The sequence below is a fragment of the Streptomyces sp. NPDC102274 genome (genome assembly GCF_044766385.1).
Lineage (GTDB): Bacteria > Actinomycetota > Actinomycetes > Streptomycetales > Streptomycetaceae > Streptomyces.
In genome coordinates, this window is record NZ_JBIWLW010000001.1 from 75,784 (window position 1) to 101,216 (window position 25,433).

Annotated in this window: 21 protein-coding genes; 7 read left to right on the forward strand and 14 right to left on the reverse strand. The window is 73.0% G+C overall.

Translation table 11 applies throughout. From position 1 onward, the window contains the following. Positions 1-24: 24 nt before the first annotated feature. From ACIRQP_RS00390 to ACIRQP_RS00420, 7 genes are all read right to left on the reverse strand, one after another. Positions 25-1,110: a FecCD family ABC transporter permease gene (locus tag ACIRQP_RS00390; protein WP_403881089.1), complete on the reverse strand. Its 1,086-nt coding sequence runs from the start codon at positions 1,108-1,110 to the stop codon at positions 25-27. Next, on the reverse strand, positions 1,107-2,021 hold the full coding sequence (locus ACIRQP_RS00395) for a FecCD family ABC transporter permease (RefSeq protein WP_403882070.1): 915 nt from the start codon (positions 2,019-2,021) through the stop codon (positions 1,107-1,109). Before ACIRQP_RS00395 ends, ACIRQP_RS00390 begins: the two co-directional genes overlap by 4 nt. 185 nt (positions 2,022-2,206) lie before the next feature. Beyond that, complete coding sequence (locus ACIRQP_RS00400) at positions 2,207-3,256, reverse strand: iron-siderophore ABC transporter substrate-binding protein (RefSeq protein ID WP_403881092.1); 1,050 nt, start codon at positions 3,254-3,256, stop codon at positions 2,207-2,209. 123 nt (positions 3,257-3,379) lie between these two features. After that, positions 3,380-4,699: a cytochrome P450 gene (locus ACIRQP_RS00405; protein WP_403881094.1), complete on the reverse strand. Its 1,320-nt coding sequence runs from the start codon at positions 4,697-4,699 to the stop codon at positions 3,380-3,382. Continuing rightward, the gene (locus ACIRQP_RS00410) at positions 4,696-5,922 is read right to left on the reverse strand and encodes a beta-ketoacyl-[acyl-carrier-protein] synthase family protein (RefSeq protein WP_403881097.1); all 1,227 of its coding nucleotides are present in this window, start codon (positions 5,920-5,922) and stop codon (positions 4,696-4,698) included. Before ACIRQP_RS00410 ends, ACIRQP_RS00405 begins: the two co-directional genes overlap by 4 nt. Then, on the reverse strand, positions 5,919-6,167 hold the full coding sequence (locus ACIRQP_RS00415) for a phosphopantetheine-binding protein (protein WP_403881100.1): 249 nt from the start codon (positions 6,165-6,167) through the stop codon (positions 5,919-5,921). The genes ACIRQP_RS00410 and ACIRQP_RS00415 overlap by 4 nt, the downstream gene beginning before the upstream one ends. A gap of 38 nt (positions 6,168-6,205) precedes the next feature. Further along, positions 6,206-7,549 (reverse strand): SDR family oxidoreductase, encoded by a 1,344-nt coding sequence (locus tag ACIRQP_RS00420; protein ID WP_403881103.1) that lies wholly within the window; start codon positions 7,547-7,549, stop codon positions 6,206-6,208. Between the two features lie 362 nt (positions 7,550-7,911). Here ACIRQP_RS00420 and ACIRQP_RS00425 point away from each other — a divergent pair, with 362 nt between their 5' ends. Further along, entirely contained in the window at positions 7,912-10,458 is a 2,547-nt protein-coding gene (locus ACIRQP_RS00425) for an MMPL family transporter (RefSeq protein ID WP_403881106.1), read from the forward strand. After that, positions 10,455-11,759: an aldehyde dehydrogenase family protein gene (locus ACIRQP_RS00430; protein ID WP_403881109.1), complete on the forward strand. Its 1,305-nt coding sequence runs from the start codon at positions 10,455-10,457 to the stop codon at positions 11,757-11,759. The genes ACIRQP_RS00425 and ACIRQP_RS00430 overlap by 4 nt, the downstream gene beginning before the upstream one ends. Positions 11,760-11,808: 49 nt before the next feature. On the opposite strand, the gene ACIRQP_RS00435 is transcribed toward ACIRQP_RS00430, so the two are convergent. The 3 genes from ACIRQP_RS00435 to ACIRQP_RS00445 all read right to left on the reverse strand — a co-directional run bounded on the left by ACIRQP_RS00435 (position 11,809) and on the right by ACIRQP_RS00445 (position 14,583). Then, positions 11,809-12,303: a GNAT family N-acetyltransferase gene (locus ACIRQP_RS00435; protein ID WP_403881112.1), complete on the reverse strand. Its 495-nt coding sequence runs from the start codon at positions 12,301-12,303 to the stop codon at positions 11,809-11,811. A gap of 83 nt (positions 12,304-12,386) precedes the next feature. Next, positions 12,387-13,004 carry a DUF1349 domain-containing protein gene (locus ACIRQP_RS00440; RefSeq protein WP_403881115.1) on the reverse strand — a complete coding sequence of 206 codons (618 nt, stop codon included), beginning with the start codon at positions 13,002-13,004 and terminating at the stop codon, positions 12,387-12,389. Between the two features lie 46 nt (positions 13,005-13,050). Next, positions 13,051-14,583 carry an aldehyde dehydrogenase (NADP(+)) gene (locus tag ACIRQP_RS00445; protein ID WP_403881118.1) on the reverse strand — a complete coding sequence of 511 codons (1,533 nt, stop codon included), beginning with the start codon at positions 14,581-14,583 and terminating at the stop codon, positions 13,051-13,053. A 217-nt stretch (positions 14,584-14,800) separates the two neighbouring features. Here ACIRQP_RS00445 and ACIRQP_RS00450 point away from each other — a divergent pair, with 217 nt between their 5' ends. Together ACIRQP_RS00450 and ACIRQP_RS00455 are read left to right on the forward strand one after the other, a co-directional pair. Then, positions 14,801-15,571: an IclR family transcriptional regulator gene (locus ACIRQP_RS00450; RefSeq protein WP_403881121.1), complete on the forward strand. Its 771-nt coding sequence runs from the start codon at positions 14,801-14,803 to the stop codon at positions 15,569-15,571. A gap of 116 nt (positions 15,572-15,687) precedes the next feature. Next, complete coding sequence (locus ACIRQP_RS00455; protein ID WP_403881124.1) at positions 15,688-17,136, forward strand: penicillin-binding transpeptidase domain-containing protein; 1,449 nt, start codon at positions 15,688-15,690, stop codon at positions 17,134-17,136. A gap of 64 nt (positions 17,137-17,200) precedes the next feature. On the opposite strand, the gene ACIRQP_RS00460 is transcribed toward ACIRQP_RS00455, so the two are convergent. Both ACIRQP_RS00460 and ACIRQP_RS00465 read right to left on the reverse strand, forming a co-directional pair. Further along, the gene (locus ACIRQP_RS00460; RefSeq protein ID WP_403881127.1) at positions 17,201-18,832 is read right to left on the reverse strand and encodes an amidase; all 1,632 of its coding nucleotides are present in this window, start codon (positions 18,830-18,832) and stop codon (positions 17,201-17,203) included. Then, positions 18,829-19,131, reverse strand: coding sequence for a hypothetical protein (locus ACIRQP_RS00465; RefSeq protein WP_403881129.1), 303 nt, complete (start codon positions 19,129-19,131; stop codon positions 18,829-18,831). Before ACIRQP_RS00465 ends, ACIRQP_RS00460 begins: the two co-directional genes overlap by 4 nt. 333 nt (positions 19,132-19,464) lie before the next feature. On the opposite strand from ACIRQP_RS00465, the gene ACIRQP_RS00470 reads away from it, so the two are divergent. After that, entirely contained in the window at positions 19,465-20,709 is a 1,245-nt protein-coding gene (locus ACIRQP_RS00470) for an MFS transporter (protein WP_403881132.1), read from the forward strand. 29 nt (positions 20,710-20,738) lie between these two features. Here the strand turns inward: ACIRQP_RS00470 and ACIRQP_RS00475 are convergent, their stop codons facing one another. Further along, the gene (locus ACIRQP_RS00475; RefSeq protein WP_403881135.1) at positions 20,739-21,914 is read right to left on the reverse strand and encodes a hypothetical protein; all 1,176 of its coding nucleotides are present in this window, start codon (positions 21,912-21,914) and stop codon (positions 20,739-20,741) included. Further along, a complete protein-coding gene (locus ACIRQP_RS00480) occupies positions 21,911-22,942 on the reverse strand; it encodes a 5-dehydro-4-deoxyglucarate dehydratase (protein ID WP_403881138.1) in 1,032 nt (343 codons plus the stop codon). The genes ACIRQP_RS00475 and ACIRQP_RS00480 overlap by 4 nt, the downstream gene beginning before the upstream one ends. A gap of 267 nt (positions 22,943-23,209) precedes the next feature. On the opposite strand from ACIRQP_RS00480, the gene ACIRQP_RS00485 reads away from it, so the two are divergent. Both ACIRQP_RS00485 and ACIRQP_RS00490 read left to right on the forward strand, forming a co-directional pair. Then, positions 23,210-24,019, forward strand: a complete 810-nt coding sequence (locus ACIRQP_RS00485) for an NAD-dependent epimerase/dehydratase family protein (protein ID WP_403881141.1) — start codon at positions 23,210-23,212, stop codon at positions 24,017-24,019. A 76-nt stretch (positions 24,020-24,095) separates the two neighbouring features. Continuing rightward, entirely contained in the window at positions 24,096-25,313 is a 1,218-nt protein-coding gene (locus tag ACIRQP_RS00490; protein ID WP_403882073.1) for a TerD family protein, read from the forward strand. The last annotated feature ends 120 nt before the right edge of the window (positions 25,314-25,433 follow it).

A 25,433-nucleotide genomic window follows, 5' to 3' on the forward strand; every position in this document is an offset into this window, starting at 1 on the left:
GCGGGGCGGAGGCCGGCGCGGAGGTCACAGTATTCCCCTTCTCCATTCGCGGGTCAGCAGACATCCGAGGTACACGCCCCCGATGGCCATCGTGTAAATGCCGACGGGCAGATCCTCGAAGAGGGGCGCCTGCTGCGCGGCGAGATCCGCGAGTACCAGCAGCAACGCGCCGACCAGCGCGGACAGCGTCAGATGAGGGCCGGAGCCACGGGTGAGCCGCTTGGCGGTCTGCGGCGCGGTCAGCGCGATGAACGCGATGGGGCCCGCGACACTGACCGCTCCCGCCGAGAGCACGATCGACAGGGTGACGGCGATGCTCTTCGTCGTCGCCGGCTCGGAGCCGAGCCCGCCGGCGAGTTCGTCGCCCATCTCGCCGATGTCGAGCCGGCGCGCGATCAGCGCGGTGAGCGGCGCCACGACGAGCAGCACGAGCCAGATCGTGCCGGCGTCGTCCCAGGACCGGGCCGCCAGACTGCCGTTGACATAGGCGGTGAGGACGGACGCCTTGTCCCGTTCCACCGCGTAGACCACGTACTGGATGACCGCCGTGGCGATCGCGGCGACCCCGATACCGGCCACGACGAGCCGCCCGGGGTTCCGGAATCCGCTCCCGGTCGATACGTACACCAGCACCATGGCGAGCACGGCGCCGGCGAGCGCGCCCATCGGCACCGGCAGCGCCCCCGGCAGGAAGAGCGCCACGATCGCGGCGCCGGCCCCCGCCCCGGCGTTGAGCCCGATCACATCGGGGCTGCCCAGGGGGTTGCGGGTGACCGACTGGAAGAGCGCGCCCGACAGGCCGAGCGCGGCGCCGGTACCCACCGCGACCACGAGTCGCGGGCCGCGCAGCCGCTCCAGTACGAACGCGTCCTTCCCCTCCGCACCGCCGGTGACGGCGCCCGCGAGATCGGCGAGCGGGATACCGAGCCGCCCCAGCGAGAGTGTGGCGACCGCGCCCGCGACGATCAGGATCAGCAGGACGGCCGCGGTGATCACCGAGATACGGCGGACGGGCAGCGCCACGGCGCGACCGACCGTCAGACAGCCGGGGGGCGAGGCCGCTCCCCCGGTCCGGCTTCCCGTCCGGCTCGCGGTCCGGGCCGTCGTCATGAGGTCCCCTTCATCCGGCGTACGGCGTAGAGCAGCGCGGGCGCTCCGATGAACGCGGTCACGACACCGACCATCAGTTCCTGCGGACGCAGGACGACCCGGCCCACCACATCCGCCAGGAGCAGCAGCGCGGGACCGGCGACGGCCGAGAACGCGATCCGGAGCCGGAAGTCGACCCCGACCAGCGCCCGCACCAGATGCGGAACGGCCAGTCCTACAAAGGCGATGGGGCCGACGGCCGCGGTCGCCGCCGCGCTCAGCAGCGTCGCCGCGAGCAGTCCGGCCCCGCGCACCAGCGCCGGGTTCGCCCCGAGGGACGCGGCGGACTCGTCGCCGAGCGCCAGCGTGTTGAGGCCGGGGCCCAGCAGCAGGGCGATCACGAGCCCGAACGCGGCGAACGGCAGCACCGACAGCAGGACGTCGAAGTCCCGGCCACCGAGGGCGCCGACCACCCAGTACCGGTAGCTGTCGAAGACCTTCGGCCGGCTCAGTGTGACGGCCTGGATGAACGCCATCAGCACCGCGGAGAGCACCGCCCCCACGAGCACCAGCCGCACCAGGCTCGTACTCGCCCCCGCCGATCCGATGGCATGGACGAGAAGTCCGGCGAGCAGGGCGCCGGGCAGCGCCCACCACATGGTGTCGGTGGTGCCCGAGGCCCCCAGGAACGCCGTCGCGGCGACGACGCTCGCCGCGGCGCCCGCGTTGATCCCGAGGAGCCCCGGGTCCGCCAGCGGATTTCGGGTCACCCCCTGCATCACGGTGCCGGCGACCGCGAGACAGAGTCCGGCGAGAAGCCCGAGCGCGGTCCGCGGGTAGCGGCTCTCGACGACGGTGGTCACATACGGGTCGGCGGTGCCGGAGAGTACGTCGAGGACATCGCCGAACGAGGTGGTCCTGCTGCCGAACATGACGCTCGCGAGCACGGCGCACGCCAGCACGGCCACCCCGATGAGCAGGGCGTACACCCGCCGGGAGGTGCTGGTCGTCCCGCTCCTGACACCTCTCTCCTGCCCGGCTCGGCTCACGTGTCGAGCCCGGCTCACGTGTCGGGCCCGGCTCACGTGTCGAGCCCGGCTCACGTGTCGGACCCGGCTCACGTGTCGAGCTTGGCGACGGCCTTGTCGATCAGCGGCAGATAGCGGTCGATGACCCAGGGGACGGTGAGCGGGTTGATGATCGACGACGCCGTGACGAAGGAGTTGTCGTCACCGGCGACCACGGCGTCGCGCTCGACGGCCGGGATCGCCGCGTACAGCTTCTGCGCCTCGACCTCCTTGCGGGTCTTGGCGTCGGTGTAGAACGTGAAGATCACGTCGCTGTCGGCGAGCTTCTCCGCGTTCTCCAGGCCGATCAGCGCGGAGTCGGTGCCCTCGGTCTCCTTGAAGGTGTTCACGACGGGATCGACGGTGAGCCCGAGGGACGACACCATCTCGACCCGCTGCTCCTCGCTCTGGAACACGCCGAGGGTGCCGGGGCCCGAGGTGTAGATGTACGAGAAGGAGACGCCCTTGTACCGCGGACGGGTCGCGGCGGCGTCGGCGAGCCGCTTCTCGATCTCCGAGGTGAGGGTCTTCGCCTCGGCGGGCTGCCCCAGCGCCTTGGCGATGATATCGATCTGCTCGTCCCAGTTCGTGCTCCACGCCAGATCGGGGTAGGCGACGGTCGGCGCGATGTCCGAGAGGATGTCGAACTGCTCCTGGGTGATACCCGACCACGGGGCCAGGATCACATCGGGTTCGAGCTCGGTGATGGCCTCGAAGTCGATGTCCTCACCGCCCGCGAACTGGGTCGGCAGCGTGTCGCCCGCCTTGGTCACGGCCTCGTGGATCCATGGCAGATAGCCGGTCCTGTCGCTGCCCCACTCATAGCTCTCGATACCCACGGGTGTGTGGCCGAGCGCGATGGCCGTCTCCGCGGACCCCTGCCCCAACGTGACGACGCGTTCGGGCTGTTCGGATATCTCCGCGTCGCCGAGGGCGCTCTTGATCGTGACCGGAAAGGCCCCGGATCCGTCGCTCCCGGCCGACGCCCCGGCGGGCTCCGGGTCGCTCGACGAGCAACCGCCGAGAACGAGTGCGAACGCGGCGACGGTGGCCGAGACGGCGAGCGTCCGACGACGCGCGCGGTTGAACCAGGCTGGCATGAATGTCCTTCAGGTTGTCGTGGGCAGCACGGACGCGCCCCACGCTCGCAGACACTTAGGTAAGCCTAAGCTAAGTTGAATTCGCCTTTCAACCGGCCCCGCCGAGCGCCCTGCCGCTGCGGCTTATGCGCAGATGTCCGCGGGGAGCCGGTCGAGCCGGCGCAGACACGTGCCGTGCCAGGTGAGTTCGTCCAGGGGTACGGCGAGGCTCAGCTGCGGGAAGCGGCGGAAGAGCCCGGTCAGCGCTTCGTGGACGAGCCGACGTCCGAGCGCCGCGCCGAGGCAGTAGTGGGGGCCGTGCCCGAAGGAGAGATGGCCGGCGGCGGTACGACGGTGCGCATCGGCGCTCGGCGCATCGGCACATAGCGGATCGGCACATAGCGCGTCGGCACGCAGTGGATCAACACGTAGCGGGTCAGCACGTAGCGGATCCGGCCAGGTGGCGGGGTCGAGATTGGCGGCGAGTACGGACGTGACGACCACGGCGCCGCGCGGCAGCGGGACGCCCGCGAGGGCGCAGTCGTCCCGGGTGAACCGCCACCCCGTGTGCTGGAAGGGCGGGTTCAGCCGCAGGATCTCCTCGGTGACCGCCGTCGTGTACGCGGGGCCGCCGCCATGACCGGCGCCGAGACCATGCCGTACCTCGGGGTGCCGCAAGGCCATGAGAGCGCCCGCCGGGACGACGGTGGAGAGCGAGTCGACCGTACCGATCAGCAGCATGCCGAGCATCCCGGCCAGTTCGGCGTTGCCGATCCGCCCGCTCTGCCGTGCGTGCAGCAGCGCCGTGGCGGCGGTGGGGACCGGGGAGCGACGCGCGGCGCCGATGATGTGCAGGACGGTCTGGGCGAAGACGCGGTGCGCCGACCGGGCCTCTTCGGAGCCAGGGACCGCGCCGCTGGCGGCGAGGGCGGCCGTCACCGCCGCGTCGCACCGCTCGGGGACGATGCCGAGGATCTCCCCGGCCGTCGCCCCGGCCAGGGGCAGGGCGAGATCGGTGACGATGTCGATCCGGTCCCGCCCGGCCAGCGAACCGATGATCCGGGCCAGCGCGTCCCGCAGCCGCGCGCCCGTACGCTCCGTCGCGGCGGCGGTGAAGTACGGGGCGACGATACGGCGCAGCCCGCGGTGGCGTTCCCCCGACGCGGAGAGCAGCTGCGGCGCGTGGGCGAAGAAGTCCTCGGGGTAGCGGCGGTCGGGGAAGCCCTGCACCGGCCCGCCCACCTCGCGGATGTCATTGGTCAGCCGGGGGTCGGTGAGGACACCGCGCGCGACGGCGGGGTCGGTGGCGGCCCACGCGCGCAGACCGCCGCCGAGCGTGACCGGACGCAGGGCGGGCCCGTCCGGTGCGGTGAGCCGCCGCGCGGCGGCGATGAAACCGCGCTCGTGCAGGGCCGGACAGGCCAGCGGGACCGGCCTCGGGGCCGGCGAGGGGGTGCCCGTCATGCGGTGGTGAAGACGAGGGCGGTGTTCTGCCCGCCGAAGCCGATGGAGGTGCTGGCCACGGCGCTCATCCGGTGCCGGCGGGGCGCTCCGCTGACGATGTCGAGGCCGACGGCGGGGTCGGGCCGGTCCAGATTGGCGGTCGGGTGGATGGTCTGGGTGGTGAGGGTCAGCACGCTCACCACGGCCTCGATCGCCCCGGCGCCCGCGATCGCGTGCCCGATGACGCTCTTGGTGGCGGTGACGGGCGGCGGCGTACCGAAGACGGTACGCAGGGCCTCGGCCTCGCTGATGTCGTTGGCGGGCGTGGAGGTGGCGTGGGCGTTGACGTGGCCGATGTCGGCGGGGGTGAGCCCGGCGCCGGTCAGGGCGGTGCCCAGCGCCTGTACGGTGCCGCGTCCCCGCGGGTGCGGGCTGGTCCAGTGGTGGGCGTCGCAGCTGGAGCCGTGACCGGCCAGCCGCGCGTGGACGGTCGCCCGGCGGGCCCTGGCGTGGCCGGTCTCCTCCAGAACGAGGACGCCCGCGCCCTCGCCGAGGACGAAGCCGTCCCGGTCCGCGTCGAAGGGCCGGGAGGCCCCGGCGGGGTCGTCCCGGCGTGTGGACAGGGCGCCCATCCGCCAGAACGCGCCGGCGGCCAGCCGCGAGGATCCGGCGGATTCGCTGCCTCCGGCAAGGACGATGTCACAGGTCCCGGAGATGATCAGATCGTGGGCGAGGCCGATGGCGGTGGCGCCGGAGGCACAGGCCGTACTGACCGCGAAGTTGGGCCCGGTGGCCCGGCAGTCGATGGCGATCTCGGCGGGCGCCATGTTGGGCATGGAGCGCGGCACGATCGTCGGCGAGAGCGCCCGGTGGGCGCCGCGCGCCAGCTGTTCGTACGAGAGCGGCGCGGTGTCCTGGCCGCTGGAGCCCACACCGATAACGACGCCGACCCGGTCGCCGTCCCAGTCGGCGGGGTCGAGTCCGGAGTCCGCGAGTGCTTCGCGCGCGGTGAGCAGCGCGAGATGCACGAACCGGTCGGTGCGCCAGACGATCCGCCGGCCGATGGCCGCCGACGCGTCGAAGTCCGGGATCCGGCAGGAGAAGTCGACGGGCAGACCGGCCAGCCGGTCGTCCGGCGCGGCGCTGGAGGTGCCCTCGCACAGGCCCTCCCAGGTCGCCTTCGTCCCCACGCCCGCGGGGGTGGTCAGGCCGAGGCCGGTGACCGACACCGAGCGCCGGGTCATGAGGTCGCGACCGCTGTCGCACGCAGCCGCGTGAAGGCTTCGGCGGCCTGCGTCAGCGTCACCGTCGGCGAGAAGGCGTCCTCGATCTCCGGGAGTTCGAGACCGAGCCGGTCCTCCAGGACGACGACTGTCTCGGCCAGGGCGAGAGAGTCCATGTCCAGGTCCTCGAAGGTGGTGGACGGGGTGATCTCGGCCGGGTCGATGCCGAAGTGCTCGGTGACGATGGCGATGATCCGGTCTTCCATCGAATCTCTGATGGTCTCTCCTCGGGTGGGTGGCCGCGTCAGCGAGCCATGGTGGGTGGGGTGAGTGCGGCGTCCAGGTAGGGGTGGTCGACCCGGGCCGGGGGGCGGATCAGCCGACGGCGTTCCAGCTCGCACAGGCTGGTGCGTTCATAGCGCCGCCGCAGCCCGAGATAGGCCGTGGCCTCGGCGCCGTACAGATCCACGGCACGCTCCAGACCGCTGGGGTGGGGCCGGTCGGGGACCAGCGCGAGGCGCAGCCAGGGGATCGACCGCTGGAGCGCCTCGTTCACGCGCGTCACCGGGGTCTCGGCCGGGTGCACGATGTGGTGGACGCGCGCCCCGGGCGGTACGTCCGACGTGTTCGTGGTGGTCACCTGCTCGGCGAAGCGCAGCATCGCGCACGCCGCGTCATCGACCTGCAGGAGGTTGATGCTGGCGTCCGGAGCCCCCAGCAGCCGGATCGTCAGTCTTCCCGTGGCGTCGAGCGGGGCGGAGGAGGCGTCGATCACGGCCCGGGGGCCGTGCCTCAGGAAGAGGGCCAACTTGGCGGCCAGGACGGCATAGGTGTGCTGCGGGGCGCGTGGCAGCGCGGCCCGGTCGCTGAGCAGCACACTGGGCCGGAAGACCGTGGCGCTCCGGCCCTGGGTACGCGCCCAGTCATGGACCAGCCGCTCGGCGCGGTGCTTGGACTCCTCGTACGGCGTCAGAAAGCCGTCGGCCTCCAACTGCCGCTCCGGTACGACGCCGTCGAGCCGCGCTCCGGCCACGAACGCCGTGCTGACATGGAACATATGCGGGGCGCGACGGCCGGCCGCGGCCAGCGCGAGGATCTGCCGGGTGCCCTCCACATTGGTCCGATGCAACTCCCAGGCGTCTCCGTGCAGTTTGGTCAGCGCGGCACAGTGCAGAACGGCGTCCACACCGTCCGCGAGCGCCTGGAACTCGCCCTCGGACAGGCCGAGTCGGGGGCGGTCGAGGGTGATCTGGACGGCGCGTACCTGACGCGTCACCCGCTGTACGGTCTCGGCCGGCGCCCCGGCCGAGCGCAGGGCCAGCGCGAGAGAGGCCATGGCCCGGTGCGGGGGCTTGCGTACCAGCGCCACCACCCGGGTGCCCTGCGGCAGCAGATGCAGCAGCAGATACGAGGCGAGGAAGCCGGTGGCCCCGCTGACGGCGATCGTGGAGCCGGCCAGGGCGGGGGTGGCCGAGTCGACACCGGGGGAAGAGCCGGGCGCGTCGGACGCGTGGCCGGGACCGGGGGCCGGGCCGGAGTCCGGGGCGGGACCCGGGGCGGGGGCCGGGGCAGGAACCACGCCGGGGCCCGGAGCGGGGTCCGGCCGTGCGGATTCGGGTTCGGGGGCGGGCAATTCGGGGTCGGGCATGCCGTCTCTTCACATTCTTCGCGGGGAGCGTCCACTCGCTCGGAGACCCACTCATCGCCGGGAGTTCACCCGGAACCGGCTCACGAGGAGACCGAACTTATCCCGGCGGACCGGCTTTAACCGCTCCTTATGCGTGGCGAGATGGCCTTCCACTCCATCGAGTGACCTACCCGCTTTACGTATTGCCCTATGGATTCACTCGTGTGATGGCGGACCGGCACCGGCCGTGCCGGAGACGGGCACCGCGTCGTTCCCTCCGTGGCATTGCCCTCGTCGGTATTGCCCCCTCGTCATACGCCGATCGTCGTACTCCAGTCGTCGTACACCGGTCGTCGTATTCACCGAACGGAAAGGAGCGGCGCATGGACGCGCGCGACATCGGTGCCGGGCCCGGGAGCGCGAAGGCGCCCCGGGGCGTGAACCGGATGCTGGCCGCGACCGGGCGCGGCGCCGTGCGCCGGCGCCGTACCGTGCTGTCGCTGGCCGCGATGGTGACCCTGCTGTGCGCACTGGCCGGTTACGACGTCGCGGCCCGGCTGGTCAGCGGGGGCTTCGTCCCGGGATCCGCGCCCTCCGCCCAAGCTCACAGGGCGATGGAGGACTTCGGCGGCGGCGCCTCCGGCTTCGTGCTGCTGGCGCGCGCGGAGGGCGGCGTCGACGCACCCGACGCCCGGCGCGCCGGGGAGCGGCTGGTCGCCCGGCTGCTCGCCGACAGCCGGGTCAGCGGGGTGGACTCCTACTGGACCGGCGCCGTACGCCGGGGCCGTCCCGCGCCGCCCTCGGTGACGGACGCTGTGCGGGACACGGCGACGGACGCCGTGCCGGGCACCGTGAAGGACACCGTGCCCGGCACCGCGACGGACACCGCGACGGACGCGTCCGCACTGACACAGGCGCTGCGCACACCGGACGGGCACACCGCCGTGGCGCTCGTACGGCTGCGGGGCGGCGCCAGTGAGGTACGGGCCGCGGTGGACCGGCTGCTGCCCGAGGTCACCGGGGACCGGGGGCCGCTGAAGGTCGGCGTGACCGGGCAGGCGGCGGCGCTCCGGGATCTGGAGTCGCAGAGCGAACGGGATCTGCGCACGGCCGAACTCCTCGCCGCCCCCGCCGTGTTGCTTCTGCTGCTCTGGGCCTTCGGAAGTCTGTGGGCGGCCCTGCTGCCGCTGGCCGTCGGCGCGATGGCGGTCGCCGGGGCACTGGCGGTACTGCGCGCGCTGACGGAGCTGACGGATGTGTCGGTGTTCGCGCTGAACCTCACCACCGCCGTGGGTCTGGCGATGGCGGTCGACTACAGCCTGTTCCTGGTGGCCCGTTACCGGGAGGAACGCGCCGGCGGAGCCCCGCACGACGACGCGCTGCGCCGGATGATGATCACGGGTGGACGCACCGTCGTCGTCTCCGCGGCCGTCGTCGGGGCTGCCTTGACCGGTCTGCTGCTCTTCCCCCTGTACTTTCTGCGCTCCCTCGCCTGGGCGGGCCTCGCGGTCGTGGCGCTGGCCGCCGCGGCGTCGCTCCTGCTGGTCCCCGCCGGCCTGGCCTGTCTGGGCGAGCGCCGGGCGGGCACCGACTGGTTCGCGCGGCGGCGGCTGCGCGGAGAACCGGAGGACGGGCGCTGGTACCGGCTGGCGACCGCGGCCATGCGGCGTCCACTGGTGGTCACCGTCGGCGTCGTCCTGATCCTGGCCGCGCTCGCGCTGCCGTTCCGGCACGCGGTCTTCGGGCTCAGCGACGAACGCGTACTTCCCGCCACCGCGCCCGTGGCCACGGCGGCGCGCGAACTGCGGGCGGAGCTGCCGTCGGTCGCCGCGTCCTCCCTCGATGTGGTGCTGCCGCACTGGCAGGCCGACTCGCCGGGGCGCCTGGCCGAGCTGGACGACTACGCCCGCCGGCTGTCCGCGCTGCCCGGGGCGACCGGGGTGCGCACCGTCACCGGTCTCTACGCGTCGGGACGCACGCTGCTGAGCTGCCCCGCCCGCCCCGCCCTCCCCGGCGATCCCCTCATGACCCGCGCCACCTGCGCCGATCTCGCCGACCGCCACCGCGCGGCGGCCGGGACCTGGGTGGCCGTGAGCGGCCCCGCGGCGGCCTACGGCCCCGGGAGCACGCGGCTGGCCCATGCCGTACGGACTGTCGGCGCCCCCGTCGGGCCCCGCCTCGCCGGTCCCGCGGCGGAGCTGGCGGACATCAAGGCCGCCCTCGCCCGACGGCTGCCCGCCGCGGCCGTGCTGGTCACCCTCTGCACGCTCGCCCTGCTCGCGCTGTTCACGCGTAGCCTCTTCCTGCCCCTCAAGGCGCTGCTGATGAATCTGCTCAGCCTCACGGCGACCGCCGGAGGCATGGTCTGGATCTTCCAGGAAGGGCATCTGCGCTTCCTGACCGGTGGTTTCACGGTCACCGGCACCACCGATCCGCTGACCCCCATGGTCGCGGTCTGTCTGGCCTTCGGGCTCTCCATGGACTACGAGGTCCTCCTGCTCTCCCGTATCGGCGAGGCCCATGCCCGTACGCGCGACACGGTCCGGGCCACGGCGGCCGGACTCCAGGCGGCGGCGCCGCTGTTCACCGCCTCGGCCGGTGTCGTCATCGCCGTACTGCTCGCCCTGGCCGCCGCGGACATCACGGTGATCAAGCTCATCGGGGTGACCGTCGCGCTGTCGCTCCTTCTTGACGCTCTGCTGATCCGTCCGCTGCTCGTTCCGGCCGTGATGGCGCTGGCGGGGCCGGTCAACTGGTGGCTGCCGAAGGGGATCCGACGCCGGCCCCCGGGCCCGGCCACGCGTCACCGCGGCCCCGTGAAACCCACAGCCGAGCCCGCAGCCGGACGCGCACCCGAACCTGAACCCGGACCCGAACCAATCACCGAACGCACCGTCCACCCCACCACCCGGACGGGAGGCCGCCGGTGAACCCTCTTCCCCCGTCCCGGGTCACCGCCACCGCGCTGCTCGGCGGTCCGCTGCCCGCCGCCGCGCTGCACGCCGTCGCGACCAGGGGCGGCGGGCCCGTCAGCGAGGTACGGAGCCTGCTGACGGGCCGGCCGGCCGCGACCGTGCCGCACTCCACCCCCGCCGATGTGTTCACGGCGATCGCCACCGCGGCCGACGCGCAGCGCGTATGGGCCCGGCGCACGGAGCGAGACCGGCGGGCCGCCCTGGCCCGGCTGGACCGCTGGATCGCCCGGCACCGCAGGTACCTCGGTGAGCTGCTGGCCCATGGCTCCGGGCTGTGCGGCACGGACACCGCGGACGAACTGCGCGCCGCGGTGCGGGCCCTGCGCCCCGGCCGCCGTCCCCTCCTTCCCCGCGCCCGCGCACTCCCCCGCGTCCGCGAACTGCCCCGGCCGCGACCGGCCACGACCGTCGCCACGCACACCGACGACGGCAGGCCGCTCGCCTCGCTGGTCGAAGCCGCCGTGCCCGCGCTCCTCGACGGCAGCGCCGTCCTCAGCCATGTCTCCCCGCGCGCCGCCGTGCTCGCCGCGCGGTTGTGCGCGGCCGCGGTGTCGGCCGGTCTTCCCGCCGGGATCTGGCGGCTGGTGATCGCCCCGTCCGGCTCCCTCACCGCCGCGGTCCTCGACGAACACGCGGAGACGGTGATCCCGCCCTGCTGTCCGGCGCCCGGCCCCGGAGCGCGCCGGCCGGGCCTGTTGGTGGTACGGCACGACGCCCGGCCGCGCATGGCCGTCACACGGGCCGGCCTCGCCTGCTTCTCCCGCGCGGGGCAGGGCTGTACGGCCGCGCCGCTCGTCGCCGTACACGACTCGCACCACGACACGTTCCTGCGGCGGCTCGCCGACCTGGCCGCCCAACTGCCGGTGGGCACTCCGGGCAAGCCGTCCGCCGCCCTGTCCTCGCTCCCGGGAAGCGGCGCCTGCGCGGACTTCGCGCGCTTCGCGCGCGGCATCGCCCACGACCCCCGGCTCCACCCCGTACTCACCGGCCGGCACCGCCCGGACCTCGCTCCGTATCTGTACGAACCCGTCGTCGCCAGGACCGCGCGGGGCCCCGGACCCGGTCCGCTACCGGATCCGGCGCTGCTCGCCGCCCTCCCTCCGGGACCGCTCGCGCTCATCGTCCGCTACACCCACTGGTCCGACGTCCTCGCGCTCGCCCGCCACACCGGCCGGCACGCCACCCTGGTCACCAACGGCCCGCCCGCCCACCTCGCCGCCCAGTTCGCGGGGCTGCCGGCCGATGACATCCGCTAGGGCCTGTCTTCAAAGTAGCGCCGGGCAGGCGGGACTGTGAAGACAGGCCCTAGGACTCCGGGACCGCGAACCGCAGCACGAAGTGGGTGTCATGGCGCGGCTGGTGCGGGTCGGGGTACCAGCCGTGGCGGGCGTAGAAGGACTGGGCGCGCGCGTTGTGCTCGTACACCTCAAGCCGTGCCGTACCGACACCGGCGCGCTGCCAGACCCCGACGCACGCGCTGTGCAGCGCGCTGCCGATGCCGCGGCGCCATCTGTCCGGGGCGACATGGAACTGGGTGAGCGTCATGCCTCCCCCGACCGGACGGTACGCGGCGATGCCCGCGAGCCCGGTGTCGTCCACGGCGCAGAGCACCGCCGCCTCCGGGTCCTTCTCGGCGAGGGCCCGCGTCCACCCCGCGCGGACACGGGCGCGCTCGGCCGGGCCGTCGTAGTCGGCCTCCGGCACATGGCCGCGGTAGTACGTGGCACGGACTTCGGCGTGCGGAGCCGCCACGGCGTCGAGGTCGTCGGGCACCGCGGTCCTGATCGCCGGAGGGCTCATGGGGAAGCTCATGGAGACGGGGACGCGCCGGGAGCGGCGGCCGGTTGCGCGCGGTGGTGCGCCGCCCCCGGAGCGGCGGAATCTCAGCTGCCGTCCCGCGCGTCCGCGAGTCCCTTCGGCCGGAAGGCGATCCTGTCGTAGGTCACCGCGCACCCCTCGCCCGTGGGCGACTGCGCCAGGAAGCCGACGCGCGCCGACGCGGCCTGCGCGGGCGTGCCCAGCGTGAACACCCGGACGAAGGTCCACCGCTCGCCGTCCGGGGAGGCGTGGAAGGCGAAGGCCCGGCCGGTGCGGCTGATCCGCAGCCAGTGGCTGTCGCCGTCCACCACAAAGGAGTTGGCGTCGTCGGAGTGGCCGCGCGTGACGACCGTACAGATCGTCGGGCGCTCCGGCGACAGCTCCAGACAGAGCTTGGCCCAGTGCTGTGCGTCGGCCTCCAGAGTGAGCACCCCCGCGTCGAAGGCGGCGGCGAAGCCGACCGTGACGCGGGCGATCAGCTGGAAGTCGCCGTCCGGGGTGCCGAGCAGGCGGGGCGCGTCGGAGGCCGGTTCCAGGGACGCGCCCGCCGGTGGTACGAAGCGGTCCTGGCGCGCGCCCGCCCGGCCGGTGAGCGCTCCGTCCGCGTAGCGCCACGCGCCCTCGGGGCCGTACGGCCGCAGCGGGAACGGCAGTTCGGGCAGGTCGACCGTCTGGTCATTCATGCGCTCGGCTCACTGTGCTCGGCTCACTGCCCTCTGCTCTCGGTTGTCAGTTCTCCGGACGGCCGTCCACCCGGCGCGGCAGGTCGAGGGGGTTGTCGTCGCGCAGCTCCGGCGGGAGCAGCGCGGCCGGGGTGGACTGGTACGAGACCGGGCGCAGCCAGCGCTCGATCGCCGTGGCGCCGACCGAGGTGGAGGTGGAGGTGGTCGCCGGGTAGGGGCCGCCGTGGTGCTGTGCGGGCGCGACGGCGACACCGGTCGGCCAGCCGTTGACCAGGACGCGTCCGGCCAGCGGCGTCAATTCCGCGAGCAGCCCGGCGGCGCCCGGCGCGGTCCCGTCGGCCTCCTCCTCGGCGAGCTGGAGGGTGGCGGTGAGGTTGCCGGGGAGCCGGGAGAGTACGGAGGTGATCTCGTCCCGGGAGTGGTACCGCGCGACGACGGTCACCGGGCCGAAGCACTCCTCCAGCAGCAGATCGTGCGCTCCCCCGGCCGCCAGCAGCTCCGCGTCCACGGTCAGGAAGCCCGCGCTGACCGTGTGTTCGCCGCCGGCGCCGGGCGTGATCGGCGTGTCCACGCCGGGCAGCGCGGCCCGTTCCCGTACGCCCGCGACGAAGGCGTCCCGCATCCGGTGGTCGAGCAGCACCCCGGGCTCGGTCTCGCTGACGGCCGTCGTCAGGGACTTCACCAGCCGGTCGCCCGGCTCACCGGCCGGGGCCAGGACGAATCCGGGCTTGGTGCAGAACTGTCCCTCCCCCAGCGTCATCGAGCCGGCCAGCCCCGCACCGATCTGCTCGGCGCGCTCGGCCGCGGCGGCCTCGGTGATCACGACGGGGTTGAGGGAGCCCAGTTCGCCGTGGAAGGGGATGGGCGTGGGCCGGGCGGCGGCGTCGTCGAAGAGCGCGCGTCCGCCGCGGATGGAACCGGTGAAGCCCGCCGCCGACACCAGCGGATGCCGTACCAGCTCGACGCCCGCCTCGAAGCCGTGCACCAGGCTCACCACGTCCTCGGGCAGCCCCACTTCCGCGGCGGCCCTGCGCAGCACGGAGGCGCACAGTTCGGAGGTGGCGGGGTGGTCCGGGTGCGCCTTGACGACGACGGGGCAGCCGGCCGCGAGCGCGCTCGCGGTGTCGCCGCCGGGCACGGAGAAGGCGAGCGGGAAGTTGCTCGCGGAGTAGACGGCGACGACGCCGAGCGGCACCTTCCAGCGGCGCAGATCGGGCCAGGGCGGGGTGCGGTCGGCGTCGGCGTGGTCGATACGTACGTCGAGGAAGGCTCCCTCGTCGACCACCTCCGCGAAGGCCCGCAACTGGGCGGTGGTACGGGCGAGCTCACCGGTGAGCCGGACGGGGCCGAGCGCGGTCTCCGCGTCCGCCGCCTCGATGACGTGCGCTCCCGCTTCGTCGAGCAGATCGGCCGCCGTACGGAGCAGAGCGGCGCGCGCGGTACGGTCGGCGAGCGCGGCCCGAGCGGCGTGCGCGCCGCGTACCGCGCGGTCGACCTCCTCCGCCGTCGCCTCGTGCGCGACCTGCTCGCGCTGCTTCCCTGTTCGGGGGTCGACGCTCCAGACTGGTGCTGCTGCCACCGCGACTTTCCTTCCCGACGTACCGACGTACCGACTTACCGATGTATCGACCGAGTGGGCGACCGGCTCACGGACCGCTGCCACCTTCCAGGACTTGTTCGGTATTCTGAACAGAATTCCTGATGGTGAATCCTTAAGGACTCTATTTCCGCGCGTTCCGTGTGGTCAAGAGTGGTCGGGAGAGCAAGTCAAAGTGGGCGAGAAGGGGCGAGTGACGATGTCTGCTGCGGAGACCGGTGGGGCACAGGTGAAGTCCGCCGTGCGGACGGTGGAACTGCTGGAGTACTTCGCGGGACGCCCCGGCATGCACTCGCTCGCCACCGTCCAGGAAGCGGTCGGCTACCCCAAGTCCAGCCTCTACATGCTGCTGCGCACACTCGTGGAGCTGGGCTGGGTGGAGACGGACGCGACGGGCACACGGTACGGCATCGGCGTACGGGCCCTGCTGGTCGGCACCTCGTACATCGACGGTGACGAGGTCGTCGCCGCCGCCCGCCCCACGCTGGACCGGCTCTCCGACGACACCAGCGAGACCATCCACCTCGCGCGGCTGGACGGCACGAACGTCGTCTATCTCGCCACCCGCCAGTCCCAGCACTATCTGCGGCCGTTCACCCGCGTCGGCCGTCGGCTGCCCGCCCACTCCACCTCGCTCGGCAAGGCGCTGCTGGCGACCCACAGCGACGAGCAGGTGCGCAAGATGCTGCCGGAGACCCTGCCCGCCCTGACCGAGCACACCATCACCGACCGCGAGAAGCTCATCGAGGAGCTGCACACCGTACGCGAGCAGGGCTACGCGGTGGACCGCGAGGAGAACACGCTCGGGCTGCGCTGCTTCGGTATCGCGATCCCCTACCGGACGCCGGCGCGCGACGCGATCAGCTGCTCGGTACCGGTGGCCCGGCTCACCCCCGGGCACGAGCAGATGATCAAGGACACGCTGTTCGACGCGCGCGACCGGCTCACGCTCGCCACCCGTCGGCTCTGACCGGGCGGGGGGCCCGGCGGCTCCGTGTCAGAGGATGAGCGATTGCGGATGAGGAATTCCTGAGAAGCGGGCGGGGCGGGAACACCGTCCGCGCCACCGCTCGTCCCTCATACGGAATGAACAAGACGATCAGACACACGGCGGTCATCTGTCTGCTGCTGGTACTCGCCCTGCTGGTGCGGGCCACCTGGGTGCAGGCGTACGAGGCCAGGGCCCTCGCGGACGACAAGCACAACCGGCGGAACATCATGGCGCAGTACGCGCAGCCGCTCGGTGACATCGTCGTGGCCGGCTCACCGGTCACGGGCTCCAGAAAGACGGCGAGCGGCGATCTGGCGTACGAGCGCACGTACACGGACGGCGCGCTCTACGCGCCCGTCACCGGCTACAGCTCACAGGCGTACGGCTCCACCCAGCTGGAAGGCATCTACTCCGGTGTCCTGGACGGGACGGACAGCCGGCTGAAGAACCCGCTGGACGCGATCATGGGCAAGCAGACCGCGCCGGGCGAGGTCCTGACGACGATCGACCCCGCCGTGCAGGAAGCCGGATACCGCGCACTGGGCGGCAAGAAGGGCGCGGCCGTCGCGATCGACCCGGCGACCGGCCGGGTGCTGGGAGTGGTCAGCACCCCCTCGTACGATCCCACGAAGATCAGCGGCACCACCGACGGCGACGCCTGGAAGCAGCTGACCGGGGACGCGGAGAAGCCGATGGTCAACCGCGCGCTGCGGCAGCCGCTGCCGCCGGGCTCGACGTTCAAGCTGGTGGTCGCCGCGGCGGCGCTGGAGGACGGTCTGTACGGCTCGGTCGACGAACGGACCGACAGCCCCGATCCCTACACCCTGCCCACCACGACCACCGTCCTGCGCAACGAGAACACCTCCGCGCCGTGCGAGAACGCCACCATCCGCACCGCCCTCGCGTACTCCTGCAACACCGTCTTCGCGAAGATGGCCGACGAGCTCGGTCAGGACAAGGTCCGCGCGATGGCGGAGAAGTTCGGCTTCGACGACGCCACGCAGGATATGCCGGTGCGCGCCTCGCAGAGCGTGTATCCGTCCGGCATGGACCGGGCACAGACTGCGCTGACGGGGATCGGCCAGTTCGATGTGACCGCGACCCCGCTCCAGATGGCCATGGTCTCGGCCGCCCTGGCCAATGACGGGCTGCTCGCGGCGCCGCACATGGTGTCGAAGGTGGTGGACTCCAGCGGGGACACCCTCCAGTCGTACCAGGACGGCGATACACGGCGGATCGTCTCCTCGTCGACGGCCGAGCAGCTGCGCAGCGCGATGGTGACGGTCGTCGAGGACGGTACGGGGACGAACGCGCGGGTCGACGGCGCCGAGGTGGGCGGCAAGACGGGCACGGCGCAGCACGGCGTGGACAACGTCAACACGCCGTACGCGTGGTTCACCTCGTACGCGAAGGACTCGTCCACCGGCAAGGAGGTGGCGGTGGCCGTCGTCGTGGAGGACTCGGGAGCGGCGCGTTCGGAGGTCAGTGGGAACGGTCTGGCCGCGCCGATCGCGCAGAAGATGATGGCGGCGGCGCTGAAATGACCCGGTGCCCCCGGCCGCGCACAGCGTGCGGCCGGCCGGGGGGAACGGGGCCGTTGGAGGACCGCTACGCGCTCTGGGCGGCCGCCTCCTCGGCCGTGAGCCGCGGCCGGCCCGCGCCCGCCGCGCGCCGGGCGCTCGGCCCGGAGGCCGCCGGGGGCGCGGGGTCGGCGGGACGCCGGGTGTGCCAGTCGGTCACCGCCTGATAGGCCGCCGCGACCTCCAGCAGCCGGTCCTCCTCGTACGGCGCGCCGCCGAGGATGACCCCGGACGGCAGACCCGCGGTGAACCCGATGGGGAAGGCGATCTCGGGCAGCCCGAGGATGTCGAACGGCACGGGTCCCGTCTGGAGCAGCACGTCACAGCGGGACATGACGCCGTCGAGGACCTCGCGGAGCAGATGGTTCTTGGCCCGCTGCGCCGTGATCCATTCGTCGCCGGAGAGCATCAGCCCCTGGAGCCAGCTGAGCAGGGAGACGCCGAACAGGGTGGGATCCTCGCGCAGCCAGTGCCGGAACGGCTCCGTCCGCTCGGACAGCCGCGCGTCGTTGAACGCGCCGGTCAGCAGCGCCCAGTCGGCCGGATAGGTGATGTCGACCAGTGTCACGCCGGAGATGGCGTCGAGCCGGTCGAGAAACGCCCCGCGCACCTCGGGCGCCGTGCCGAGGAAGTCGGCGGGCACCCCGATCCGGGTGGCCCTGCGCATCCGTACGGCGCCGCCCCGCGAGACCACCGGGGTCGCGGCCCGTACGAGATCGGGGAGGCCGGGCAGCCCGAGCGTGCGCGGATCGTGCGCGTCGGGCCCCGCCATCACGGCGAGCATCAGCGCCGCGTCCATCGCGTCGCGCGCGAGCGGTCCCGGATGGTCCCGGGTGTACGACAGGGGGATCACGCCGTACGCGGAGACCCGGCCCATGGTGGGCTTCAGCCCGGTGAGGTTCTGCCGGTTGGAGGGCAGGACGATGGATCCGCCCGTCTGCGTACCGATGGAGGACGAGGCCATCCGGCCGGCGACCGCGCAGGCGGGGCCGGTGGAGGAACCGCCCGGATCGGTGGCGGGGTTGTCCGGCGTCCACGCGTTGACGGTGGTGACCGTCCCGTTCGGGGTGGTCGCGCGGGTGGTGGCGAGCGGGCCCATCTGGCCCTTGCCCAGGACGATGCCGCCCGCGGCGGTGAGCCGCGCGACCGCGGTGGCGTCATGGTCGGGGACGAAGTCCGCGAAGACGTGGGAGTTGCAGCGCGTCGGCACACCGCGCGTGAAGTAGTTGTCCTTGACGCAGAGCGGGATGCCGGTCAGCACCCCGCGCCGCCCGCCGCTCCGGTCGGCCGCGCGCGCCGCGGCGAGCGCGGCCTCGCCGGTCACCTCGGCGTACGCCTGATAGGTGGAGTCGTAGGTCCCGATCCTGTCGAGATACGCCTCGACGAGGGCGGTGGACGTCAGCTTGCGGCTCCTCATCAGGACCGCGGCCTCGGCGAGGGTCGCCTCCGTGGGGTCGCGGCGCGCCGCGTCACGCACCTCGATGCCGGCCCCGTCGAGGTCGGGGACGTACGGCTTGGAACTCCCGGCACTCCCGGCGCTCTTGGCACTCGCCGGGGAGACGGCGGCGGCGGGCGGCGCGAGGGCGGTGCCGCTCACGACGGCGCCGGTCACGGCCGCCGAACCGGCCAGGAAGATCCGGCGGTTGACCGCGCGGCTCATCGTCCGTCCGCCTTTCCGGTCCACGCCTCGGTGATCGACGGGTAGAGCAGTGGCGGCGCGGCCTGCTGCTCGTACGCGGCGGCCGGCGTCCCACTCACCGGCGGCGCCCAGCCCGCCATGGCCGCGGGAACCGTGGCGACGAAGGACCGCAGCGAACGCAGCGCCTGGTCACGGGTGGGCGCGCCGGTCGCGGGGTCCGGCTGAATGGGCAGCAGATCGAGATCGACGCCGGCCAGCGCCAGTCTGGTCCGTATGTAGGCGTCCAACTGCTCCTGTGTGGGTGGCTGAGGCTGGCTCAACAGAACCTCCGGGATGTGCATACCGTGCGGGGGGGTGCAGCCCGGACTTCATCAGCCGTCGATGACTGCCCCATTGAGCACATGCTTCACGGGCGTTACAGAGAACGCTCAGGCCCCACGGCACGGGGCCTCCCACTGCCCGGTGCCTCCCACTGCCCCGGGACATCCGAGCCCGGGGCCGTCCGGAGCCCGTCTAAGGCCCTTTCCGCGCCCGGGAGTAGGGCGATCGCCCGATGCGCAGGCCGGGTCCTCAGGGGCCACTCTGACGCCCGTACGGAGGCATACGGGACGCGTACGGGACGCGTAGTCGAGGCGGAAGGGACCGGTGGGGCAATGGGGTTGGGCGGGGGAGGTCTCGGGAGCGTGCTGCGGGACCGTAACGCGGGGCTGTATCTGGCGGGTGTCGTCGTGTCCGGTTTCGGCACGTCCGCGATGTGGCTGGCCGCCGGGATCTGGACCAAGTCGCTGACGGGCTCGGACAGTCTGGCCGCGCTCACGGTCTTCGCGTTGTGGGCTCCCGCGCTGGTGGGCCCCCTGCTGGGGACGGTCGCCGACCGGGTACGCCGACGGCCCCTGCTGATCGGCTGCAATCTCGCCATGGCGGCGCTGCTGCCGCTGCTGCTCGCCGTCGACTCGGCGGACCGTGTCTGGATCCTGTTCTGTGTGCTGTTCGTCCATGGCGCGAGCGGTGTGCTCCAGGACGCGGCGGAGTCGGCCCTGGTCGCCACGGCGATCGACCCCCGGCTGCTGGGTGACTTCAACGGGCTGCGGATGACGGCCAACGAGGGCATGAAGCTGCTGGCGCCGCTCGCGGGCGCCGGGCTCTGCGCCCGGTTCGGCGGCGGCGCCGTGGCGCTGCTCGACGCGGCGACCTTCGCCGTGGCCGCCGGGCTCTTCGCGGCGATGCGCGTACGGGAGGAGAAGCCGGGCCAGGACCCCGCGGGCGGCCGGGTGCGGGGCATGGCCGAGGGCATCCGGGCGCTGCGCGGCTCACCAACCGTACGGCCGCTCGTACTGGCCGCGTCGGCGACGATGCTGCTCGCCGGGCTCAACGGCGCGGCCGTCTACGCGGTCGTCGACCGTGGCCTCGGCCACTCCCCCGCGTACGTGGGGGTGTTGTACGCGGTGCAGGGCGCCGGGTCCGTACTGGCGGGGCCGGCGGCGGGCCCGCTGCTGCGGCGGCTGCCGGAGCGGGTGTTCGCAGCCGCCGGGATCGCGCTGTTCGCCCTGGCCGTGGCGGTGCGGGCGCTGCCGTACGACGCGGTGGTGCTGGCGAGCGCCGCCGGGGTCGGCATCGGGCTGCCCTGTGTGCTGATCGCGGCGCTGACGGCGGTGCAGCGCGAGATCCCGGCCCCGGTACTCGGCCGGACGGCGGCCACCGCCAACACGCTGATGTATGTGCCCAACGCGCTGGCGCTGGCGCTCGGCGCGGGGCTGATCGCGCTGGTCGACCCGGCCGTACTGCTGCCGGTGACCGGGGCGGCCGGGCTGCTCACCGCACTGGCACTGGCCGCCCCCGGTCATACGCGGAAGAGGCTCCCCCGGCCCCGTCCGCCCGGCTCAGAGCCTGTCGGGTGACCTCCGATCGAAAGCCACCCGACAGGCTCTCAGCCGAGATCTGACAGCGCCTCCGTGACGGCCTTCAGATCCGCGTCCGACGCCAGTCCCGCGTGGTACAGCCGCAGTTCGGTCGCCCCGAGCGCCTTCGCCCGCGCGGCGTCGTCGGCGAGAGCGGCCGGGTTGCCGCCCATACCGGTGACGACGGTGAAGTTGGCGGCCAGGACGGACGCTTCGGTGCCGTGCCCGGCGAACGGGCGCAGCATCGTCTCCGCCGCGCCTCCGGTACAGGGCAGGACGACCCCGTCCGCGACCCCGAGGATGTGCGCCGGGTCCACCCCGGCGTTGGCGCCGACGTGGTACGACGCCGGATCGGCGTGCAGCAGCACCTGGAAGCCGGGCCCGGCTTCCGCCCGTACGGCCGCCACCGCCCGCTCCTGGAGCGTACGGGCGACCGAGCCGCGCCACTCGGCGGTGGCGGCGGCGAGATCCACGCCGAGGAGCTTCTCGACCGCGGACCAGCCCGACGCGGCGGAGCCGGTGGCCCAGACGGGCTCCAGCGCGCGCCGCACGGCGGCGCCCAGTTCGCCGGGCGGGACCCCGAGGCCCGCGTACCCCTCCCGGCAGACGGCGCAGAAGCAGAGCGACATCAGGTACTGCGCCGCGTCGCCGAGGCCGACGCCCGCGATCTTGTCGTGGGCGTGCAGATGCGCGAGCCCGTACCAGCCGCAGGACTCCAGCTCGGTGCCGTACGCCCCGGGGCGTACGGCGGCCTCGGCCGCCAGCTCCACCAGATACGCGCCGACCGCGGGCCGGGCGATGCAGGGCGCCCAGGGGTAGCGGTCGCCGTAGGCGTTCACCACAGAGGTGTCGGGACGCTCGGCGCCGAGGCGGGAGTTGTGCGCGAGGACCACCCAGCTGTGCACATCGAGCCCGGCGTCGGCGAGGGCCGCCGCGGCCTCGCCGTACGCGTCGCCGGGGGCCCAGGCCCCGGCGGTGTACGGACGCAGCTCGTGGCGCGCCCAGCGGGCGTCGTCCACCGGGTGGAGGACGGCGGCGTGTTCGGCGGTGACGACGCGGTGGCGCGGGTGGCGCGGGGTCAGCGCGCGGGTGGAGTGGTAGGCGGAGGCGAGGGTGACCTGCCGGACGCCGAGGTCCGCGATCCTGGCGGGGGCGTCGGGGTCGCCCAGCACGTCCCAGGGGTAGAGGAAGGCCGAGGTCTTCACGCGGCGCCGCCGTCCGTACCGGTCCCGGTGCCCGCGCCGTCCGGGTCCCCGCTTCCGTTGCCGCTTCCGTGGCCAGTTCCGTCGCCGTTTCCGCTCCGCAGCACGGCCCGGCCCCGCTCGATGATCTCGGCCAGTTCCTTGATGTGCGCGGGCTGCGGCTCGCTCAGCGGCGGCCGTACCTCCCCGACGTCCCGTCCGCCCAGCCGGACGCCCGCCTTGACGAGCGAGACGGCGTATCCGCGTCCCTTGCCGCGCAGTTCGACCAGGGGGCGGTAGAAGCCGTCCAGCAGCCGGTTCACGGTCGTGTCGTCGCCGTTGGTCAGGGCCCGGTGGAAGGCGAGCGCGATCTCGGGGACGAAGCAGAAGACGGCGGAGGAGTAGAGCGTGACGCCGATGCCCCGGTAGGCCAGGCCGGTGAGTTCCGCGGTGGGCAGGCCGTTGAAGTAGAGGAAGTCGCGGTCCGGCTCCTCGGTGCGTACGGCGCTGAGGATGCGCTGCATCAGTTCGAGGTCGCCGTAGCCGTCCTTGAGGCCGGCGATGCCGTCCACCCGGGCGAGTTCCACGACGGTCTCGGGGGTGAAGACGGCGTTGTCGCGCTGGTAGACGATCGTCTCCAGCGAGGTGGCGCCCGCCAGCGTGGTGTAGTGGCGCAGCAGGCCCTCCTGGTCGGCGACGACCAGATAGGGCGGCATCGCGAGCAGCCCGTCCGCACCGGCCTCCTCGGCGATCCTCGCGTACTGGACGGCGAGCGCCGTGCCGTAGCCGGCGCCGGCCACGACCGGGACGCGGCCCGCGGTCTCCTCGACGGCCGCGGCCACGCAGGCGCGGAACTCCTCCGGGGTGAGGGCGTGGAACTCGCCGGTGCCGCAGCAGGCGAAGACAGCGGCGGCTCCCGCGGCGACGCCTTCGCCGACATGCGCGCGGTACGCGTCGAGGTCGAGCGCGCCGTCGGGCCCGTACGCGGTGACGGGGAAGAACAGCGGCCCGGCCACTTGAGTCAGTCGGGCGGCGAGCGGGGCTGAGGTCACGGGCGCTCCCTGGGCCATGCGTCGAGCGGCGACCGCTCGTGCACAATTATGATCGATGTCCATATCCCTGAACAACGCCACGCTAAGGCAGCCCCGCACCACGGGTCAAGACGGAAAACCGCAACCCAGAGACGGATTCCCGCACTCCGGGCGAGACTTGACGCTGCTCCGCCCCACTCCTTAGTTTGTCCACGCATGTGAATTTCATCTACGGATCTGAGCCCGAAAATCCGTGCGCCCGGCCCGAGCCGCGAGGAGATCTCCCCCATGCCCGCACCCCGTACCGTCCTGCTCACCGGTGCCGCCGGCGGCCTCGGCACCCTGATGCGGGGCCTGTTGCCCGCGTACGGCTACGAACTGCGGCTCTTCGACGCCACCCCCATCGAGGGCGAGCCCGACGCCATCACCGCCGATCTCGCGGACACGGAGGCGCTGCGCGAGGCCGTCCGGGGCGTCGACGCGATCATCCATCTCGCGGGCATCTCGCTGGAATCCACCTTCGACAAGATCCTGCGCGCGAACATCGAGGGGACGTACAACCTGTACGAGGCGGCCCGCGCCGAGGGCATCGGACGCACGGTCTTCGCCTCCAGCAACCACGCGGTCGGCTTCACGCCGCGCCCGCGGGGGGACGACCGCCTGATCCCGATCGACACCCCGCGCCGCCCCGACACGCTCTACGGCCTCTCCAAGTGCTTCGGCGAGGACCTGGCGCAGCTCTACTGGGACCTGCACGGCCTGGAGACCGTCTCCGTACGGATCGGCTCCTGCTTCCTGGAGCCCAACTCGGTCCGCATGCTCTCCGTCTGGCTGAGCCCCGGCGACTGCGCGCGGCTCTTCCACGCCGCCCTCACCGCCGAGGACGTCGGCCACAGCGTCGTCTACGGCTCCTCCGCCAACACCAGGCTGTGGTGGGATCTCACGAGCGCGCGGGCGCTGGGGTACGAGCCGCGGGACGACTCGGAGCGGTACGCCGAGAAGCTCATCGCGGAACAGGGCGAACTCGACCCGGACAACCGTGACCACGCCTTCCTGGGCGGCGCGTTCGTCACCAACCCGCCGCGGTGGCCCCACTGAGATCCCGCCGGACCCGTTCGGCGGAAGGTAAGGGAACGGCAAAGCCGGGTCGTTCGTTACGTCTGGCATGACAGCTATGACCCCCGGCTCGAACATCCCTCTTCCCACCGCCCATGTGGCGGTGGACGTCGCCGCTCCCGTGCGGCTCGACGTATCGGGCCTGCTGCTCACCGCCGACGGCAAGGTGCGCTCAGACGACGACTTCATCTTCTACAACCAGCCGACGGGTCCCGGCGTGAGCTACCGCTCCGGCGGGGGTACGGCGCCCGACGCGATCGTCGTCGACACCGGCGCCGTGCCCGCCGGCATCGAGAAGATCGTCGTGACGGCGAGCCCGGACGCGGCGGGACAGAGCTTCCAGGGCGTCGAGCCCACGGCCACGATCCGCGACGCGGGCAGCGGCAGCGCGCTCGCGACGTTCACGCCGCCGCGGCTCGGCGCCGAGACCGCCCTGGTGATCGTGGAGATCTATCTGCGCAACGGGGCGTGGAAGGCCCGCGCGGTCGGCCAGGGGTACGCCAACGGGCTGGCCGGGATCGCCACCGACTTCGGCGTCTCCGTGGAGGAGCCCGCCCCCGCCGCGGCCCCTGTCGCGCCCCCGGCGCCCCCGGCTCCCGCCCGTGCCCGCGCGGGAGCCGATCCGCGTATCGCCGCTCCGCCGGTCCCCGCCACCCCGCCCGCCGCTCCCCCGGCCCCCGCGGCCGCGCCCGGCAGCGGCAAGATCAATCTGGACAAGGGCAAGGTCAGCCTCCAGAAGAACCAGACGGTGTCGCTGGTCAAGGGCGGCCGTCCGCTGCTCACGCAGGTCAAGATGGGCCTCGGCTGGGAGCCGGCGTACCGCGGCAAGGACATCGACCTCGACGCGTCCGTGATCGCCTACGGCCCGAACCGCAACCATCTGGACAGCTGCTACTTCGGCAAGCTCTCCATCCTCGGCGGAGCGATCAAGCACTCCGGCGACAACCTCACGGGCGAGGGCGCGGGCGACGACGAGGTGATCACCGTCGACCTCGGCCGGATCCCCGCCGAGGCGACCGGTCTGGTCTTCACGGTGAACTCCTTCACCGGCCAGAAGTTCACCGAGGTCGCCAAGGCGTACTGCCGGCTGATCGACGCGGCCACGAACGAGGAGCTGGTGCGCTTCGACCTGACCAGCGCCGAGGCGCAGACCGGCGTGATGATGGCGAAGCTGATCCGGCAGTTCTCCGGCGAGTGGGAAATGACCGGTCTGGGGGAGTTCGTCAAGTCCCGTACGGTCCGCGGCATGGTCAAGCCCGCCGCGAAGATCCTCTGACCGGCGCTCCGGGCCGCCCCCGGAGGGCGGCACGTGGGCGGGCGGCACGATGCCCCCGCGCCGTCGCGGGTCCTGAGGGTCCGCGGCGGCCCAGGGGCACGGCCTCCAAGCTCCGGATTC

What these genes read in the sequence shown, in the direction of transcription:
- ACIRQP_RS00390 (WP_403881089.1), bottom strand. Translation starts at nt 1,110, where the DNA reads ATGACGACGGCCCGGACCGCGAGCCGGACGGGAAGCCGGACCGGGGGA.
- ACIRQP_RS00395 (WP_403882070.1), bottom strand. Translation starts at nt 2,021, where the DNA reads ATGTTCGGCAGCAGGACCACCTCGTTCGGCGATGTCCTCGACGTACTC.
- ACIRQP_RS00400 (WP_403881092.1), bottom strand. Translation starts at nt 3,256, where the DNA reads ATGCCAGCCTGGTTCAACCGCGCGCGTCGTCGGACGCTCGCCGTCTCG.
- ACIRQP_RS00405 (WP_403881094.1), bottom strand. Translation starts at nt 4,699, where the DNA reads ATGACGGGCACCCCCTCGCCGGCCCCGAGGCCGGTCCCGCTGGCCTGT.
- ACIRQP_RS00410 (WP_403881097.1), bottom strand. Translation starts at nt 5,922, where the DNA reads ATGACCCGGCGCTCGGTGTCGGTCACCGGCCTCGGCCTGACCACCCCC.
- ACIRQP_RS00415 (WP_403881100.1), bottom strand. Translation starts at nt 6,167, where the DNA reads ATGGAAGACCGGATCATCGCCATCGTCACCGAGCACTTCGGCATCGAC.
- ACIRQP_RS00420 (WP_403881103.1), bottom strand. Translation starts at nt 7,549, where the DNA reads ATGCCCGACCCCGAATTGCCCGCCCCCGAACCCGAATCCGCACGGCCG.
- ACIRQP_RS00425 (WP_403881106.1), top strand. Translation starts at nt 7,912, where the DNA reads ATGGACGCGCGCGACATCGGTGCCGGGCCCGGGAGCGCGAAGGCGCCC.
- ACIRQP_RS00435 (WP_403881112.1), bottom strand. Translation starts at nt 12,303, where the DNA reads ATGAGCCCTCCGGCGATCAGGACCGCGGTGCCCGACGACCTCGACGCC.
- ACIRQP_RS00440 (WP_403881115.1), bottom strand. Translation starts at nt 13,004, where the DNA reads ATGAATGACCAGACGGTCGACCTGCCCGAACTGCCGTTCCCGCTGCGG.
- ACIRQP_RS00450 (WP_403881121.1), top strand. Translation starts at nt 14,801, where the DNA reads ATGTCTGCTGCGGAGACCGGTGGGGCACAGGTGAAGTCCGCCGTGCGG.
- ACIRQP_RS00455 (WP_403881124.1), top strand. Translation starts at nt 15,688, where the DNA reads ATGAACAAGACGATCAGACACACGGCGGTCATCTGTCTGCTGCTGGTA.
- ACIRQP_RS00460 (WP_403881127.1), bottom strand. Translation starts at nt 18,832, where the DNA reads ATGAGCCGCGCGGTCAACCGCCGGATCTTCCTGGCCGGTTCGGCGGCC.
- ACIRQP_RS00470 (WP_403881132.1), top strand. Translation starts at nt 19,465, where the DNA reads ATGGGGTTGGGCGGGGGAGGTCTCGGGAGCGTGCTGCGGGACCGTAAC.
- ACIRQP_RS00485 (WP_403881141.1), top strand. Translation starts at nt 23,210, where the DNA reads ATGCCCGCACCCCGTACCGTCCTGCTCACCGGTGCCGCCGGCGGCCTC.
- ACIRQP_RS00490 (WP_403882073.1), top strand. Translation starts at nt 24,096, where the DNA reads ATGACCCCCGGCTCGAACATCCCTCTTCCCACCGCCCATGTGGCGGTG.